The sequence below is a fragment of the Odoribacter sp. Z80 genome, assembly GCF_009935865.1.
GTDB lineage: Bacteria > Bacteroidota > Bacteroidia > Bacteroidales > Marinifilaceae > Odoribacter.
On sequence record NZ_QWEL01000006.1, the window covers coordinates 103,392 to 122,120 of the forward strand.

Annotated in this window: 12 protein-coding genes; 7 read left to right on the top strand and 5 right to left on the bottom strand. The window is 43.9% G+C overall.

Annotated features, from left to right (window positions below):
* Nucleotides 1–2: 2 nt before the first annotated feature.
* The 4 genes from D1136_RS07290 (at nt 3) to glgP (ending at nt 9,044) form a co-directional block, all read left to right on the top strand.
* The gene (locus D1136_RS07290; RefSeq protein ID WP_161876969.1) at nt 3–1,958 is read left to right on the top strand and encodes an amylo-alpha-1,6-glucosidase; all 1,956 of its coding nucleotides are present in this window, start codon (nt 3–5) and stop codon (nt 1,956–1,958) included.
* Nucleotides 1,959–2,006: 48 nt separating this feature from the next.
* The gene (locus D1136_RS07295; RefSeq protein WP_161876970.1) at nt 2,007–3,296 is read left to right on the top strand and encodes a glycosyltransferase family 4 protein; all 1,290 of its coding nucleotides are present in this window, start codon (nt 2,007–2,009) and stop codon (nt 3,294–3,296) included.
* Between the two features lie 31 nt (nt 3,297–3,327).
* Nucleotides 3,328–4,644, top strand: coding sequence for a polysaccharide deacetylase family protein (locus D1136_RS07300; RefSeq protein WP_161876971.1), 1,317 nt, complete (start codon nt 3,328–3,330; stop codon nt 4,642–4,644).
* Nucleotides 4,645–4,796: 152 nt separating this feature from the next.
* Nucleotides 4,797–9,044 (top strand): alpha-glucan family phosphorylase, encoded by a 4,248-nt coding sequence (glgP, locus tag D1136_RS07305; protein ID WP_161876972.1) that lies wholly within the window; start codon nt 4,797–4,799, stop codon nt 9,042–9,044.
* A 79-nt stretch (nt 9,045–9,123) separates the two neighbouring features.
* Here glgP and D1136_RS07310 read toward each other — a convergent pair whose 3' ends face one another.
* On the bottom strand, nt 9,124–9,456 hold the full coding sequence (locus D1136_RS07310) for a translation initiation factor (protein WP_161876973.1): 333 nt from the start codon (nt 9,454–9,456) through the stop codon (nt 9,124–9,126).
* A gap of 174 nt (nt 9,457–9,630) precedes the next feature.
* Here D1136_RS07310 and D1136_RS07315 point away from each other — a divergent pair, with 174 nt between their 5' ends.
* Nucleotides 9,631–11,916 (top strand): bifunctional dihydroorotate dehydrogenase B NAD binding subunit/NADPH-dependent glutamate synthase, encoded by a 2,286-nt coding sequence (locus D1136_RS07315; protein WP_161876974.1) that lies wholly within the window; start codon nt 9,631–9,633, stop codon nt 11,914–11,916.
* Nucleotides 11,917–12,134: 218 nt separating this feature from the next.
* Here D1136_RS07315 and D1136_RS07320 read toward each other — a convergent pair whose 3' ends face one another.
* Complete coding sequence (locus tag D1136_RS07320; RefSeq protein ID WP_161876975.1) at nt 12,135–13,202, bottom strand: BF3164 family lipoprotein; 1,068 nt, start codon at nt 13,200–13,202, stop codon at nt 12,135–12,137.
* A complete protein-coding gene (locus D1136_RS07325; protein WP_161876976.1) occupies nt 13,199–13,447 on the bottom strand; it encodes an NVEALA domain-containing protein in 249 nt (82 codons plus the stop codon). The genes D1136_RS07320 and D1136_RS07325 overlap by 4 nt, the downstream gene beginning before the upstream one ends.
* Nucleotides 13,448–13,648: 201 nt before the next feature.
* Between D1136_RS07325 and D1136_RS07330 the strand changes: the two genes are divergently transcribed.
* Complete coding sequence (locus D1136_RS07330; RefSeq protein ID WP_161876977.1) at nt 13,649–14,920, top strand: sensor histidine kinase KdpD; 1,272 nt, start codon at nt 13,649–13,651, stop codon at nt 14,918–14,920.
* Nucleotides 14,901–15,563 carry a response regulator transcription factor gene (locus D1136_RS07335; protein ID WP_161876978.1) on the top strand — a complete coding sequence of 221 codons (663 nt, stop codon included), beginning with the start codon at nt 14,901–14,903 and terminating at the stop codon, nt 15,561–15,563. The genes D1136_RS07330 and D1136_RS07335 overlap by 20 nt, the downstream gene beginning before the upstream one ends.
* Here D1136_RS07335 and D1136_RS07340 read toward each other — a convergent pair.
* Both D1136_RS07340 and D1136_RS07345 read right to left on the bottom strand, forming a co-directional pair.
* Entirely contained in the window at nt 15,560–16,117 is a 558-nt protein-coding gene (locus D1136_RS07340) for a hypothetical protein (protein ID WP_161876979.1), read from the bottom strand. The two genes, D1136_RS07335 and D1136_RS07340, sit on opposite strands and share 4 nt — an antisense overlap.
* Complete coding sequence (locus tag D1136_RS07345; protein WP_161876980.1) at nt 16,117–18,705, bottom strand: alpha-galactosidase; 2,589 nt, start codon at nt 18,703–18,705, stop codon at nt 16,117–16,119. The genes D1136_RS07340 and D1136_RS07345 overlap by 1 nt, the downstream gene beginning before the upstream one ends.
* Nucleotides 18,706–18,729 lie beyond the last annotated feature (24 nt).

The following is an 18,729-nucleotide window of genomic DNA, read 5'->3' on the forward strand; positions in this document are numbered from 1 at the left end:
TTATGGCTTATTTGAAATTTAATAAGGATGAACTGGTGAATCTGGAGTATTCACTGAAGCGGGAAGTACTGGCAACTAATCGGGCGGGAGGGTATATGTCTTCGACGATTATATGTTGTAATACCCGCAAGTATCATGGTTTGCTGATTGTTCCGGTGGATGAATTCGGAGGGGAAAATCATGTGCTTTTGTCGGCGCTGGACGAGACGGTGATACAGCATGGGCAGGCTTTTAATCTGGGCATCCATAAATATCCCGGGAATTACGAGCCCCGGGGGCATAAATATATTGTCGATTTTGAATATGAGCCGGTTTATACGTTGACTTATCGGGTTGGAGGAGTCATTCTCAAAAAGGAAATCGTACTGGTTCACAATGAAGACCAGGTGTTGATTCGCTATACATTGGTGGATGCGCATTCAGAGACGACCTTGCGTTTGAAGCCTTTCCTCGCTTACCGGAATATACATGCTTTGTCAAAGGCTAATATGATGGCCAATACGAAATATCAGGAAGTGGAAAATGGTATTCGTTCCAAGCTGTATAACGGTTTCCCTGCCCTGAATATGCAGGTGAGTAAAAAGAATGAGTTTATAGCTACTCCGGATTGGTATTATAATGTTGAATATACAGAGGAGCGGAACCGGGGATATGATTTCCGTGAAGATTTGTTTGTACCAGGATATTTCGAATTTCCCATCAAGAAGGGGGAAAGTATTATTTTTTCAGCTTCCGTAGAGCCTGTAACCACTGCCCGCCTGAAGACAAAATTTCAGAGATTGGTGGAAGCCCGGGCTCCCCGGAATAGTTTTGAGAATTGTTTGAAATATTCCGCTTCTCAGTTTATTGTCCGGAAGGGAAAAGACACGGAGGTTGTGGCAGGTTATCCTTGGTTTGGCCGTTGGGGGCGGGATACTTTTATTGCTTTGCCTGGGGTGACTCTGGCTGCCAATAAGGATACGAAAACCTGTAAGGAGGTTTTAGATACCATGGTCCGGGAGTTGCAGAACGGTTTATTCCCGAATATAGGCAAAGACCAGAATGCTTCCTATAATTCGGTGGATGCTCCAATGTGGTTTTTTAAAGCTGTGCAGGAGTATGCCTGTGCCGTGCATGACGATGCTGCCGTATGGAAAAGTTACGGGGCTAAAATGAAAGCTGTGTTGAAGGCTTACCGGGAAGGAGTCAATCAGTATGTGAAGATGGTGGATAATTATTTAATCTGGGCTGATGAACCTGGAAAGGCCCTGACATGGATGGATGCTATTGTGGGAGGTGTTCCTGTGACTCCCCGGGGAGGCTATCAGGTGGAGATCAATGCTTTGTGGTACAATGCTATCTGTTATACACTGGAATTGGCCCGTAAAGCCGGAGATACCAGGTTTGTCAAAGAATGGGAGAAGATGCCTGAATTGGTGAAAGAGAGTTTTGTAAAAATATTCTGGAATCATGAAAAAGGCTATTTGGCTGATTTTGTCAATGGTGGCGGTCAGAATGTGTATGTGCGTCCCAATCAGGTCATTGCCTGCTCGTTGGAATACAGCCCGATTTCCGATGATATGAAACGGGGTGTGCTGGATGTGGTGAAGAGTGAATTACTGACTCCGAAGGGATTACGGACTCTCGCTCCTAAAAATATTCATTATGAGGGAACTTATGAGGGAGACCAGGCTACCCGTGACCATGCCTATCATCAGGGAACTGTATGGCCTTGGCTGATAGGTCCGTATATTGAAGCCAATTTCCGTTTGTACGGGAAAAAGTTTGTCAAGACGGCGAAAGAGTTGCTGGGTGGATTTGAAGAGGATATGACCGTATATGGCGTTTGTTCTATCGGTGAGATTTATGACGGTAATCCTCCTTATGCGCCGAATGGTTGTATTTCACAGGCCTGGAGTGTGGGTGAGATTCTGAGGTGTATGGCTTTGATTAAAAAATATGAAGCAGGCAGGAAATGATGAGGCATTGCTTGGCCGGTTTGTAGAAAGAATAGAAATATATATATTATGAAAACGAGAGTATTAATGTTTGGTTGGGAATTCCCGCCTCATATCGCCGGAGGTTTGGGAACGGCTTGTTTGGGATTGACAAGAGGTCTCGCCAAACAGGGAGTGGAGGTATTGTTTGTGATGCCCAAAGCCAGTGGTGATGAAGACCAGAGTTCTGCTAAGATTATCAATGCCAGTGATGTGGAGTCCTTGTATGAGTACCGTGATGTGGAAGAATATTGGAAGAATATTAATTTTATGCAGGTGGGGTCGAATCTGATGCCTTATATGGACCCTGAGCGTTTTGCCTGGGAGGTTAATAAGAGTATCCGGGAAGGAGGAGATGAGAGGCGTATTGGTTTTAAAAATAAATACGAATTTTCGGGGAAGTACGGGGCTAATCTGATGGAAGAGGTTGCCCGGTATGCATTGGTTGCGGCTACGATAGCCACACAGCAGCAGTTTGATGTGATCCATGCACATGATTGGCTGACTTATGCGGCAGGTATTGCTGCCAAACGGGTGTCCGGAAAACCTCTGGTCATCCATGTACATGCAACGGAGTTTGACCGGAGCGGGGAAAATGTCAACCAAACCGTTTATAATTTAGAACGTCAGGGAATGCTGGAAGCGGACCGGGTGATAACCGTGAGTAATCTGACGCGGGACATTGTGATTAACCGGTATCATATCAATCCGGATAAGGTATTTACAGTGCATAATGCAGTGGATTTCCAGTCGTATCAGGATATGGAAGTTAATCGGGGCGTGAAGGAGAAGGTGGTTACTTTCCTGGGGCGTATCACTTATCAAAAGGGCCCGGAATATTTTATCGAAGCTGCCAGCAAGGTGTTGAAACGCTTTCCGAATGTACGGTTTGTGATGGCGGGTAGCGGCGACCTGATGAATCGGTCTATCCGGCGGGTAGCTAAATTGAAGATTGCGACGAAATTCCATTTTACGGGTTTTTTGCGGGGACAGGATGTGCAGAAGATGTTTGCTTACAGTGATGTTTATGTGATGCCTTCGGTGTCTGAACCTTTCGGTATATCTCCGCTGGAGGCTATGCGTTCGGGGGTTCCGACGATTATTTCCAAGCAATCGGGTGTGGCTGAAGTGTTGAAACATGCCATCAAAGTGGATTTCTGGGATGTTGATGCATTGGCAGATGCCATATATGCGCTTTTGGCTTATCCTGCTTTATCGGAGTTTGCCGCTAAATACGGATTGAATGAAGTGAATACTTTGAAATGGGAGAATGCGGCGTTTAAACTGAAGCAGATTTACGAAGATGTGAAAAGGGGATAAGAATAATCATAAATAAAAATAATATAATATCATGGATAAAAGAACTTTATGCTTGTATTTTCAAGTACATCAACCGATACGTTTAAGGAAATATCATTTCTTCGATATTGGCAAAAACAGCGATTATTATGACGATTTTGCCAATCGCAGCCTGACCCGTAAAATTGCTGAACGCTGTTATCTTCCGGCCAACCGGATGATATTGGATTTAATCCGGAGATACGGGAAAAATTTTAAGGTCAGTTTTTCCATTACCGGTCTGGCTGTTGAGCAATTCCGGATGTATGCCCCGGAAGTGATTGATAGTTTCAAAGAGCTGGCTGCTACTGGCTGTGTGGAATTTCTGGCAGAGACTTATTCCCACTCGTTAGCCTGTCTGGTAGATGAGAAGGAATTTAAGTATCAGGTGAAACGCCATACCGACCTGATGAAAGAATTGTTTGGGGTAAAACCGGTGACTTTCCGGAATACGGAGCTGGTTTATTCGGATGAGATCGGGGAGGCTGTAGCTGGTATGGGGTATACGACTATGCTGACTGAAGGGGCCCGGCATATCCTGGGTTGGAAGAGTCCGGATTATGTATACACGAATTCGATAAATCCGAAGTTGAAATTGTTGTTGAAAAATTTCCGGTTGAGTGATGATATTGCCTTCCGTTTTTCGGATAAGAGTTGGGACCAATGGCCTTTGACGGCAGATAAATATGCAATGTGGCTTGAGTCAGCGGATGGGGAGATTGTGAATTTGTTTATGGATTATGAAACTTTCGGGGAACATCAGGGGGCAGATACCGGAATTTTTGATTTTTTTGCCGCTTTGCCGGAACAGATTCTGAAGAATACGAATTTTGAGTTCCTGACTCCTCATGAAGCTGCCGGAAAGCATCAGCCGGTAGCTCCCCTGCATGTGCCGTACCCGATTTCCTGGGCGGATGAAGAACGTGACCTGACGGCGTGGTTGGGAAATGAATTGCAAAACGAAGCTTTTGAAGAACTGTACGAAATCCGGCCGAAAGTTTATGCTTTGAAAAATGAGGATTTGCTCCGTGATTTCGACCGGTTGCAGGCAAGTGACCATTTTTATTACATGTGTACCAAGTTGTTTTCCGACGGGGCTATTCATCAATATTTCACTCCTTATGACACTCCTTATGAAGCATTTATTAATTATATGAATGTGTTGAGTGATTTTATTGTGCGTGTGGATGTGGAATACGCCAAAGCCCAGCAGAAAGCAGAAAAGAACAAAGCGGAAACAGGAGAGAACAAAGCGGTAGAGAAGGCAAAAGAACCGAAGGCAAAAACTGCTGTGAAGAAGTCAACAGCTAAATCCGGAGGCAAGAAATGACAGGGAAAAATCAACATATTTCTGGTATGTAATATATGGATTCGGGAGTATTCGGCGAAGGTCGGATGCTCCTGAATTTTTTTAGCTTTGCCTCTCTGAATTCAGGCTAAAAATATTATCTTCGCAACTCTAATAACATGCTAATATAAAATATGGATAGTAATAAATTAAAGAATCCGGCTTACTTGTTTGAAGTAAGTTGGGAAGTTTGTAATAAAGTAGGGGGAATTCATACGGTGATTTCCACTAAGGCCCTTAATATGGTGAAAGAATATAGCAACAGCCATATTCTGATCGGACCGGATGTATGGAGATATACCGAACAAAATCCGGAATTTATTGATGACCAGCGTTTGTTCCGTTCCTGGCGTCAAAGAGCCGTTCAGGAAGGATTGCGTATAAAGGTGGGAAGATGGAATGTGGCCGGAGAACCCATTGTGATTCTGGTAGATTTCAGTACCTTTATTACACAGAAAGATGAGATTTTTGCTTCTTTTTGGGAAAAATATAAGTTGGATTCCATTAGCGGTCAATGGGATTACATTGAACCGGCTTTGTTTGGTTATGCTGCGGGAAAGGTCATTGAGAGTTTTGTACGTTTCAATTCTTCTCTGCGTCAGCGTATTGTTGCTCAGTTCCATGAGTGGATGACGGGAGCCGGATTGCTTTATCTGAAGGATGCCCTGCCGCAGGTGGGGTGTGTGTTTACGACGCATGCTACTGTGTTGGGCCGTTGTGTGGCAGGGAATAATTTGCCGCTTTATGGGGAGATGAAAAATTACGTACCCGAAGAACTGGCCCGTCGTTTTAATGTTGTTTCTAAACAATCTTTAGAGAAAGCAGCCGCCCATAATGCCGATTGTTTTACTACGGTCAGTGATATTACAGCTGCCGAATGTGCCCATTTCTTGGAGAAAAAAGTAGATATTGTTACTCCGAACGGGTTTGAGAATGTGTTTACGCCGAAAGAGGAGGAATGGGAAAATAAAAGGCAAGCCGGACGGGAAAAGTTTTTGCAGGTAGCGCAGGCTTTGTTAGGGCGTCCTGTAGCTGAGGATGCCCTGATTCTCGGAATCAGCGGCCGCTATGAGTTTAAGAATAAGGGCATTGATGTGTTTATTGAGGCAATGGGACGTCTGAATCAGGAGAATCATCTGAAAAAGGAGGTACTTGCCTTTATTTTGGTACCGGCAGGCCATTCCGGTCCGAACCGGGAGTTGCTGCATAATATGGAGCAACCGTACCAGGCTATTGCCGGTGGAAGTCTTTATCTGTCCCATTATCTGATGGATGAAGCGAATGACCCGGTTATGAATCGGATTAAAGCTTTGAAATTAAGAAACTCGGATGATGATAAAGTGAAGATTTTCTTTGTTCCCAGTTATCTGAACGGCAATGACGGGGTATTCAATATGCCTTATTACGATTTGTTGGTGGGAATGGATCTAACTGTCTTCCCTTCTTATTATGAACCTTGGGGATATACTCCTTTGGAAAGCCTTGCTTTTAAAGTTCCGACCCTGACCACTACTCTTGCCGGTTTCGGTTTGTGGGTGAAGGAGCATTACAATATGAACCATCCGGGTATTGAAATTATTCGCCGGGAAGATGGAGATGCTGACGGGGTGGCTACCGCTATTGCAAAATGGGTTAGGAATTATGTGGCTGTGGATGGGGCTGAAGTGGAACAAGACCGGATGAATGCTAAAGATGTATCCCGGATTGCCTTGTGGGATAATCTGGTTACTTATTATAAACAGGCTTATAATATAGCTCTGGAACGGGTGAATAATCGTTTGAAGGAGTTGCCGATGAGCGATTTGAATCAGAATGTTTCATTTATTGAGAAGCAGTTGACTGTCAATAATCCCAGTTGGGTCAGTGTCATGATTCATCGTTCTATTCCGGAAAAATTGATGGCCTTGGAAGAAATATCTAAGAATCTCTGGTGGTGTTGGCATGAAGAAGCCCGCGAACTTTTCCGGATGATTGATGTGGATAAGTGGAGGGAATGTGGTCACAATCCGATTGTATTGCTGGATTCTATTTCCCTGAATCGTTACAAGCAATTGGAAAATGATGCTGCTTTTGTAAAAAAACTGGATGAAGTTTACAGGCATTTTCAGGAGTATATGAGCGGAAAAGAGAAAATGTCGGGTGACGGAGTGGCTTATTTCAGTATGGAATATGGTCTGCATACTTCTCTGAAAATTTATTCCGGCGGTTTGGGAATTTTGGCTGGCGACTATTTGAAGGAAGCCAGTGATAAGGGGACCAAGATTACTGCTGTCGGTTTGCTTTACCGCTATGGTTATTTTACTCAGAAGTTGTCTGCTACGGGAGAGCAGGAGGCAGAATATGAGGCTCAGGATTTTATGAAAATTGCGGTTTCTCCGGTCAGGGATGAGCAGGGGAACTGGCAGTTGATCAGTCTGGTATTTCCGGGAAGAAATGTATATGCCCGTATCTGGCGGGTGGATGTAGGACGCATTGAATTGTATCTGTTGGATACGGATTTTGAAGATAACTTGCCGGAAGACCGTACGATTACTCATCATTTGTATGGCGGAGACTGGGAAAATCGCCTGAAACAGGAATTGTTGCTGGGTTGTGGCGGTATTCAGGCTTTGCGGAAATTGGGAATAGACGCTTCCATTTACCATTGCAATGAGGGGCATGCTGCTTTTACTGGTTTGGAACGGTTGAAGGAGTATATCACTGAGCAGCATTTGTCATTTGCTGAGGCTTTGGAAGTGGTGCGTTCGTCTTCTTTGTTTACCACTCATACTCCGGTACCTGCCGGACATGATGCTTTTTCGGAGAATATGCTGCGTACCTATATTTCGCATTATGCCGACCGGTTGAAGATCAGCTGGGAGCAACTGCTGGGATTGGGTAAGATTAATGTTGCAGACCCGAATGAGAAGTTTTCCATGAGTTTCTTGGCTGCCAATATGGCTCAGGAAGTGAATGGGGTGAGTTGGCTGCACGGGGAGGTGAGCAAAGATATCTTCAAAGGGATGTGGCCCGGATATATGCCGGAAGAGTTGCACGTCAGCTATGTGACGAACGGTGTACATTATCCGACCTGGGCTGCTCCGGAATGGAAAAAGATAGAGGAAGACCTGTTCGGTAAAGATTTTAAAGAACATCATTATGATAAGAAGTGTTTTGAGAAAATCTTTGATGTGCCTGATGCTCAGATAGCTGAAGTGAGGGCTGAACTAAGAAAACGGTTGATTAAGCATATCAAACATTTATTAAACGATGGGGTGGCTGCTTCTTATTTCACTCCTCATCAGGTTTTACAGATTCAGGAGAACTTGCGGGATGATATTCTGACTATCGGTTTCGCCCGTCGTTTTGCTACTTATAAACGTGCCCACCTGTTGTTCCGGAATCTGAAACGTCTGGATGAGATTGTGAATAATCCGGACCACCCGGTTCAGTTTATCTTTGCCGGAAAGGCCCATCCTGCGGATAAAGCCGGTCAGGACCTGATTAAACGTATTGTGGAAGTTTCCAAATATCCGCAGTTCCTGGGTAAAGTGATTTTCTTGCCGAACTACGATATGGACCTGGCTAAGAAACTGGTGCAGGGAGTGGATATCTGGTTGAATACACCAACCCGTCCCCAGGAGGCTTCTGGTACAAGTGGGGAAAAGGCTGCCATGAACGGCGTTATGCATTTCAGTGTGCTTGATGGTTGGTGGGTAGAGGGCTACCGTCCGGATGCCGGTTGGATGTTGCCGATGAAGCGCACCTTTGAAAATCAGGCGATGCAGGACGAACTGGATTCGGAAATGGTATACAATATCATCGATGATGAGATTGCCCCGTGTTTTTACGATAAGGATTCTACGGGATTATCGCCGAGGTGGATTAAGACCATCAAGAATACGATTGCTTATGTAGCTTCTAATTTTACTACCAATCGGATGCTGGAAGATTATGAAAAGCAATATTATATTCCGATGTCCGGACGTTATCATAAGATGATTGCCGATAATTATGCAATGGCTACGGAAATTACCGAATGGAAGAATAAGGTGAGCCGCGAGTGGGATAACATTGAGTTGGTAGGGTTAAATTTACCGAATCGCTCTAAACAGATTATTGCTTTGGGTAAATCTTATTATGGTGAAGTGAAATTGGAACTTGGTGAATTGGATATGCATGAAGTGGGCGTTGAGTTGGTAGCTGCCGAACAAAAAGACGGTAAACTGGTTATTCGGGAAAAGCATGATTTTACGCCTGTGTCACAGGAGGGTAGTGTTGCCATGTATCGGATTGATGTGACGGCGGATGCTCCCGGTTTGCTGATGTTGTCTATCCGTATTTATCCGAAGAGCAGATTACTGCCTCATCGTCAGGATTTTGCTTTGGTGAAGTGGTTGTAAAAAGTGGGAATAATCCAGATAAATAGAAGAAACCGGCCGAAAATTTTACTTTTCGGCCGGTTCTTTTTTCTGTTTTTATTTACCTGGCGCGATAGTGGTTGTCGTGCAGGATGGTCAGTACTTTTTCTTTAACTTCACCTTGTATGATGATTTCTCCGTCTTTGACGGAGCCGCCTACGCCGCATTTGTTTTTGAGGAGTTTAGCCAGTTCTTTGAGGTCTTCTTCTGAACCTATAAATCCCTGGACCAAAGTGACAGTTTTTCCTTTGCGCTGTTTGCTGTCTACGATTACTTTCAGGTTTTGTTTTTCGGGAGCTAAGGTTTCCGCTTCGTTTTGTGACTCATATTCATAATGGAAGTCCGGGTTGGTGGAGTAAACTATGTTAATCCGGTTTTTCTTATCGTTTTTCATGTTTTTGTGTTATGTTCCGGAATGCAAAGATATATCATTCCTTTTTTAATCGGTAGAAAATTAATGAAAACACAAATCTGGCTGTTTTTGTTTAATTTTTTGTTAAAGGTTTGTTTATGATGGAATTGGGAGTAATTTTGTATTATTGAAAAGAAGTAAAAGTTTTAACTGACTATGAATAAGATTCTGAAAAAAACGTATTTTTCGGAGAAAGTCGTGCAATTGGTGGTGGAAGCTCCGTTGATTGCGCGTTCCCGAAAACCCGGTAACTTTGTGATTGTGCGTGTCGGAGAGAAAGGGGAGCGTATGCCGTTAACCATTTCTGATGCGAATGTAGAAAAAGGCACTATTACGCTGGTCGTTCAAAAAATGGGTGTTTCTTCGACCAAGTTGTGTGAGTTGAAAGAAGGAGATTTTATTACGGATTTGGTGGGGCCGTTGGGTAAGCCCACTCATATTGAAAAGGTGGGTACTGTGTTGGCTTGTGGTGGCGGAGTAGGTGTTGCGCCGTTGTTGCCCATTATCCGGGCATTTAAAGCTGCCGGAAATAAGGTCGTCAGTATATTGGCAGCCCGGACAAAAGAGTTGATTATACTGGAAGAGGAAGTTCGTAAAGTTTCGGATGAGGTGATTATTATGACTGACGACGGAAGTTATGGACGGAAAGGGGTTATTACTGCCGGTATGGAAGAAGTGATAGGCCGGGAAAAAATAGATTTGTGTGTGACGATAGGTCCGGCTATCATGATGAAATTCTGTTCTTTGCTGACGAAAAAGCAAGGTATACCGACTATTGCCAGTCTGAATGCCATCATGGTGGATGGTACGGGAATGTGCGGAGCTTGCCGGGTAACTGTCGGAGGAAAGACTAAATTTACTTGTGTGGACGGTCCGGAGTTTGATGCTCACCAGATTGATTTTGATGAGATGTTGTCCCGTTTGGGAGGGTTTAAGCATGCAGAGACGGAAAAGATGGAAGAGTTCATCCACCGGGGAGAGTGTGTGTTGAGTGACCGTGATTCCGACTGGCGGAAAGCTTTGCGGGAAACAGTGAAGGCCAAAGACCGGACGTTAATCGAGCGGGTGAAAATGCCGGAGCGGCCGGCTGCCGAAAGGATTACCAGCCAGCGTTTGGAGGTGAATACGGGATTGACAAAGGAGATGGCCATGCGTGAAGCCATGCGCTGCCAGGATTGTGTGAATCCTACTTGTATGGAAGGTTGTCCGGTGGGGATAGATATACCGGGATTTATAAAGAATATTGAGCGGGGAGAAATATTGGAAGCGGCAGCAGTTTTGAAGAAAACCAGTGCTTTGCCGGCTGTTTGCGGACGTGTATGTCCCCAGGAGAAACAATGTGAATCGAAATGTTTCTATTTGCAGAAAATGAAGAAAGCTCCTGTTGCCATCGGTTATTTGGAGCGTTTTGCTGCCGATTTTGAGCGGGAGTCCGGACAAATTGCTGTTCCGGAGGTTGCCCGTCCGAATGGGATTAAGATTGCTGTAATCGGTTCTGGTCCGTCAGGGTTATCGTTTGCCGGAGATATGGTTAAACGGGGGTATGATGTGACGGTGTTTGAGGCTTTGCATGAAATCGGCGGAGTATTGAAATACGGTATTCCGGAATTTCGTCTTCCCAATCACATTGTGGATGTAGAGATAGATAATCTGAGGAAGATGGGCGTGAAATTTGTGACTAATTTTATTGTGGGGATGACCGAGAGTATTGATGAGCTGAAAAAAGAAGGTTTTCAAGGCTTTTATGTGGCTTCGGGTGCCGGTCTGCCTAATTTTATGAATATTCCGGGAGAGAATGCCAATGGAGTACTTTCTTCCAATGAATACCTTACCCGGGTGAATTTAATGGGGGCCGACAATGAGTTTTCCGATACGCCTGTATATCGGGGTAAACGTGTGGTAGTTGTTGGGGGAGGAAATACAGCGATGGATTCAGTCCGTACTGCCAGGCGTCTGGGAGCGGAACGGGCTATGATAGTATATCGCCGTAGCGAAGAAGAAATGCCGGCCCGGCTGGAAGAAGTGAAGCACGCCAAAGAAGAGGGCTGTGAATTTATTACGCTGACGAATCCGGTAGAGTATATTACTGATGAAAAGGGATATGTAAAGCAAGTTCGGGTGCAGAAGATGGAGTTGGGGGAACCGGATGCCAGTGGTCGCCGGCGCCCTGTGCCAGTGGAAGGAAGTGAGTATGAGATAGATGCGGATGTAGTGGTTGTGGCTGTCGGAGTATCTCCTAATCCCATTGTTCCGCGTTCCGTTGAAGGTTTGGAGTTATCCCGGAAAGGAACCATTGTGGTGGATGATGTGACTATGCAATCCAATTTATCTGAATTATTTGCCGGAGGGGATATTGTGAGAGGAGGAGCGACTGTGATCCTTGCCATGGGAGATGGCCGCAGGGCTGCAGCGCATATGGACGCCCGGTTCAGAAATAGTTAAGGAATTTCTTCCTAAACCGTATTTTTTAGTACGGTTTAGGAAGAAAATAAATACCAAGCCGAAGAATGAGTATCGAACAGTGTGGGAAAGAAACAAAAAAATAGGAGGTTCGTATAAATTAATGAAGCTTGGGACCACATCACCTTTATACTCCCCTCCCTAAAATTTTCTACAAAAACTGTAGAAAATTTTCTAACAATGTGCTAATCTTTGTGATATTACAGATTTAAAGTAATGATTTCTGCTTTATCACGTTCCTTTGACAGGGCATAGATCGTTTGCTGTTCCTCGTCATAACTGATGGACGAACAATTTAACGGTAGATGATAGGTACGTACATGTGAGCCGTTCCAATCAAAAATCAGTATGATCTTTCCCTGATCCACGTTATTTTTGTGTTGTCGGTAAGTTTTACCGGAATATAACGTAAAAATATAATCTTTTGATACTGTCATGTCGCAAAACCCAAAGAGATTGTTTGAAGAATAAGAAACAGGATGCCACATTCCTTTTCCGCGTCCCCGTTTATGGAGATTTATTTTCGGGCGGCTCAGATTTACCTCATTTACCCGGGTCAATTGGTTTCCTTTGATGGTGCAAATGTCCAGACAACCGTTTTCTACATTTGCACAGGCGAAACGTGTTCCGTCGGGATGGGCGGCCAGATAATTGCTGGCATAACGAATACTCTTTAAAGTGTCGCTCAGACTAAGGTCCAGACAGTCGGGATAGCTGACACTATAGTTATCGGTATTCAGGGCGGGGTTCGTGCAGCAATAACGACCTTCGGTATAAATACCGGTAGAGATCAGTTGATTGTTGACACGAATTGCACCTAATGTAGTTTTGCCTCCGCCGGACACGGTAGTAAAGATCGGCAATACCCTTGGGAACAAGCCTTCGTTCAAATTAAATTCAACGAGGTTCCCCGTACCAAAATCAAAGGCGGAGGCAATATCTTTATGTAATGTTAAACCTAAATAGTAAAGTCCTTCTCCCTCTCCGTCACCAGCCGGTACAAGGCGCTGAATCTCTTTGCTATTGTGGTTGTAAATAGCAAACCGGTATTTGCTGGTAGGTGTGAGGATGATAAACAATGAATCTTTTTTCCGGATTTTAGTCGGATTGATGATACCTAATTCTTCTAAATTGATGCTTTCGCTCTGGGCATATTGCAAAGAATTGGCTTTGGTACGAACCAACGGTGTAAGTTCGTCCGCTTGCTCTGTCTCTGCCTGACAACCCGCAAGGACCAAAAGGATAATATAGGGTATAAGTTTTTTCATTCTTTTATTGCTAATCCTGGAAATGTTCCGACTTCTCCATCACTGTTTACACCTGAGCAAAGTGCACCTTTTTCAGTACATGTTGCTTCTGGTTTGGAAACTTCCGGTTGTTCTCCTTCTGCAAGAGCTTCAATGTTGTTAAAAGTTAATTTTATTTTTTCATTATTGTTTTGAAAAAACAGATTTATAAATAGAGTAATTAGTATTATACTAACACCTATTCCTATAGCTATTTTTTTCTTCATATCTTCTAATTAACTTTCAACGCTACAAACTTAGAAAAGATTCTTAATTTTGTAACGGTGTTGTACATTCTAAAATATACCCATTTTGAAAATAATTAGAAAATAATGGAAAAGAATATAAGAGTAATCGGGCAGATTTCTGTAATTCTGCTATTTGTTGTATTTCTCTGGCAAGGATCTTGGTTGTATAAAGTGCGGAAAATGAGAGTTGAAGAAATACATGAGAATGCAAGTTATATGTTGGTGGGTATATTAGATGATTATTTGAGTGATGAGAAAATAGCTTTGTTAACTGAATGCCAGTTAAAAATATCATTAAGGCCACAAAAGGATATTATTGTATGGAGTTATAATGATAAATTAATGCACGTTTCATCTTCTTCGGTAGAGAGTTATCAGAAGATGGAATATTTAGTGACTTATGATTGTTTATTTGAGAAACAGTTATTAAATATAAGTAAAATAGATTCTTTATATAAAAAAGTATTGGAAGAGAAAGATATATTTTTTCCATATACATTAACTGTACTTGATAGATTCTCAGACCAATCTGTAGTTTCTTCAGGGATTTTATCTGCAAAATATCAGGATATTGAGACGAAGCCGATAGATTTAGGTTATGATTACAAGCATCAGATTGTAGCTGTTTTTGAGATTCCCTGGATATTTCGTTCTTTGAAATGGCATTGGATTAGTGAGGCTGTATTTTTGGTTGCTTTTGTATGTTGTTTGATATGGCAATGGCGGTGGATGAAGATGACGTGGCAGAATGCTATTGTACAAACGATGGGGATGGCTCATTTGGAACATGAATTGAAGAAGCCATTGGGAGTGATTGTTTCTGCTATTTCCCGAATTGTCGGTAAAGGAAACCAGGAATTGACGGTGAATGAGCGAAATTCTTTGAGGATGGCAAATGCCCGTTTGGAAAAGATGGCTGATGTGATGGATACGATGTTGGTGGCTTTAAAGACCTCCAGTCTGACGCTGAGACGTGAACGTCTGGATTTACAGGCCGAATTGGATATGGTGGTGGATATGTTTAAGAATATCAAGTCGCGGGTTCAGATTCAGGTTCATGTAGCAGAACAACTGGCTTATCCTCTGTTGGATAAGGTATATTTTCATTGTGTTGTGGTCAATTTAATTGATAATGGAATAAAATATGGTGGCGATAATCCTGAAATAATAGTGAATTGTAGTCAGGAAAATAGTAATTTTGTTTTGTCGGTTACGGACCAGGGGGTGGGTATTCCCCGCAAAGAACTGAAGCGTATTTTCAGACAATTCTACCGGGTTAAGGATGAGCGGGTGAGTTGTAAGACTGGTTTCGGGCTGGGATTGACTTTTGTGAAGAAAGTGGTGGATGCTTATCATGGAGAGATAAAGGTGGAAAGTGAATTGGGCCGGGGAAGTACATTTACTGTTATATTACCGTTAAATAAAGAAAACGATGAAAGTATTGTTTGCTGAAGATGATGACCTGACGGTGTGTGAAGTGAAAGAAGTGTTGGAGGAGGCCGGTTTTGAGGTGATTGTAGCTAAAGACGGAGGCGAGACGTTGAAGAAATACGAAGAAACTCAGCCGGATGTGATTATCCTGGATGTGGATATGCCTGTTTATAATGGTTTTGATGTATTGCAGCGAATCCGGGTAATAGATCAGAGAACTCCTGTAATTATTTACAGTTCACTAAAAGATGAGGCCCATATCATAGAAGGTTTTGATAACGGTGCGAGTGTCTATCTGCTGAAAGACTATACGCCGGCAGCTGTTGTTACTCAAGTGAAAAGATGCCTGAACAAAGTTTCTGACGGAGTGATTGAATTGAGTGAACACGTTTGTTATGATATTGCCCGTGATTTGTTGATCATTGGAGAGCAGACCGAAAAATTGAGCAAACTGGAAAGTAAGATTTTTCTGATTCTGTGTAAGAACAGAAATAAGTTGACCTCCCGTAAGCTTCTGTTGACGGTTGGATGGTATGGTGATGACAGTAGTTACCATTTGCAGTTGAATAAAATCATCAATAAACTGCGGAATCTGTTAAAATCTACCGACGAAGTATCCATTACTACTGATAAAGGTAACGGTTATTGGCTGATTACAGGTTAAAGTGAAGCTCCATGGACTCCCATTCTTTTCAGATATAATTTCCATAATTTTTCGTTTGTGGCGGGATTACCGATGAGTACGACCCGGTTGGCAGAGTCCAGCAGAAAAGTTTGAAATCCTCTTTCTATGGGTAAGCGGTTGAGCTGCATGAGTTTTCCTTCCCGGTCGTAAAAAATGGGGATTTTACATTTGTTGATTTGTTGTAGGGTTTCCAGTTCTTCGTAAAATTCGACTGTGGCAATGAATAAAAAGGCTGCATCCAGACGAAGGCTGTCCGCTTCCCTTTTTCTGAGTTGCCACTCATAGAATTTTGTCTGACAGGCTGTACAGCCTGTGGTGTCTATGTAATTCAGTATTTTGTATTTCTTTTTAAATAATTCCGGACAGACTGTATCTCTACCGAATATTTTGGCTTCGAGGTTATCCGGGAAAAGGATTTCTTTGTGTTGCCAGTTTTTTACGAGGCGTGCAATTTCACGTTTCCGTCTGTTGCAACTGGTGAGAATGGCGGTAACCGACAGAAGTAAAAGGAGGATAGAGAGGGCTTTTTTCATCATTTATCGGATAAATAGATAACGGCGCTGTCAAAACGTTTTTTGCAATTGAATGAAAGTCCGTAGGTCATTAACTGTTGTCCTGAAAGAGATTTTCCGTTTTCTTGACAGGTTGCTTGTGCGGGGGTATCGATGTTTACTTCTTCTATGTGGTAAATTTTTTCCGGGTCAAGTCCTTCGGGTCGGATTGTGCAGCCTGTTGTATCGTTTTTTAATTGGTAGACGAATACGACCGCTTTGTTTTTTGGGGTTGGGGTGACGAACATTAAAGCGGCGCGGGTGTTTTCATAAGGGGAGAGTAGGCGGTAGAGCTCGCCGCCCTGCACTATGTTCCGCAGTTTTTCCTTGTATGTTTTTACTGCGCGGCAGGTGATTTTTTTCTCTTCTTCGCTCATTTTACCGGGGTCGGCATCCATACCGAGACATCCGCTCATGGCTACGTCGAAAGCAAATTTAAACGGTTGGCGGCCCATATGGGTGACATGTGCCCCTATTGCTTTAGCCGGGAAAATATGGGAATATCCCCACTGGATGAACACCCTGTCGGAAGGCATTGTGTTATCGCTGGCCCAGAATTCGTGGAAATATTTCAAAGCTCCGTAATCGGAGCGGGCACCTCCTGCCGAACACAGCATCATTTGCACCCGGGGATGCCGTTCGGCTGCCTGGGAGAATATCTTGTATAATCCGTGGGTGTAGTCTATCCACAAATGTTGTTGTTGTTTGCCTAAGTAATGGGAATAGGGATTGTGGAAAGCACTGTTGCAATCCCATTTTACGAAAGAAATGCCCGGATTGTCATTGAGGATTTTATCAAAAGCTTCAATGCAGAAATGGCGAACTGCAGGATTGGTGAGGTCGAGTACATATTGTCCGCGCTGGAGATAAGGAGTCCGGTTGGGTTCATACAGCAACCATTCGGGATGTTCTTTTACCAGGCGGGCATTGGGATTGGCCATTTCCATCTCCACCCATAAGCCAAAATCTATTCCTGTTTTACCGGCTTCCCGGATCAGGGGCGTCATTCCTTGGGGATGCATAACCGGGGTGGGTTCCCATTCTCCCAGAATGCGGGCTTGATTGGGGAGTCCAAACCAACCGTCGTCGAGGAGAAACAGTTCAAATCCGAAATCACGGGCAGGCTGGAGGAAGGGAATAATCCGTTTATCAGCTGTATTCATGCCTGTGGCTTCCCAATTGTTATAAATGGTACGCAAAGGTTGATGACCGTCGCGCAGGTTGTGGTTGATAGCCCACCGGTGAAGCCGGCGGCTGGCTTCGCCTTTTCCGGTGTTGCTGTAGGTGTAAACCAAACGGGGGGTGATAAAACGTTTGCCGGGTTCGAGAGTATAGTCTGAGGCCCAGGGATTTATTCCGGCCAAGGCGATTAAATTTCCCTGGCTGTTCACTTCAAATTGTAGTTTATAATTCCCTGACCAGGCTAATGAACCCATAATTACTTCTCCTTTGTTTTCAGAGGATTTTTCCTGCAATGACAGGATGAAATGTTGCTGGTGACCGTGCGAATTGGTGATGCCTGCTTTGCTTTCCAGGATCCTGGAACCTTTCATTAAAGGAACTTCATCCAAATGACATTCTCCCGCCCAGTTGCCGGTAAATTGGGTGAGCCAGTAAGTCTCGGATTGGAGTGACAGGGCTGCGGAAGCAAAGTTTTTCAGTAATACAGGGGCGGATTCATTGTGGTAGATTTCGGCCCATTGTTCCAGGACATCTGTGTTTTCATACGCCTGGAAACAGACATCTACCCGGAAGTCGTAATTGGGGTCTTTGAGGGTGATACGGGTGAGGGTAATTCCTGTATCGGGTTGTGTTATTTTTGTATTTTCGTATTTAAGGACGGTATTCATGTGACCGTCTGTGTGGATAACGTGCAACGCCGGTTCTGTGCGGTAAGTATAATCCCGGCAACTGAAAAATGTAGGATAAAGCGGTGTCGTCGGTACTCCGGCGGAAAAGATTTTTTCCAGTCCTCCACGCTCGCCGAAGTATTGTTGAAATACATTTTTATTTTTGTCTACCCGCACGACTAATTGGAGGTTCCGGGTGGGAATTTCTATGAGTTCACAATCGGGTACAGCCAAAGGCTTACCACTGTTCATTTCGATTTGCGCTTCTGCCCAGTCGGCATGGTCGTAATTGATTCCGTCCGGGGTGGGGAGGACTTCCAGCATCATTTTTTGTATACCCTTCAACCGGACATCAATCTTTTTTGGGGCGTCCTTCCATTTCATTATGCCAGAGTTAAAAAGTTCTTTGCCATCGCCGGTCACTCTGAAAATAACAGAGCCTTGGCCTCCGGCAGCATCGTCCACTCCGACAAGGGCTTTGAACCGTTTTCCCTGTCCGTTGAGTTGTACCCATATCCGGCTTTCAGCATGTGTACCGACCCCCCGGTATGTTTTTCCTTCTAAGGTAAGGGGACCTCCGGAGCTGGCAACATCGGCCCGGGCCTGTCCGTAGCCGGAAGTCATTAACTGTAAATTCAGATTACTCAAGTCATAAGTGTGCTGGCCTTTTACCAGGGAGCAAACACACAAGAAGAATAAAAGATAGCATAACGGTTTCATAGAAAAAAGGAACAGACGCACCGG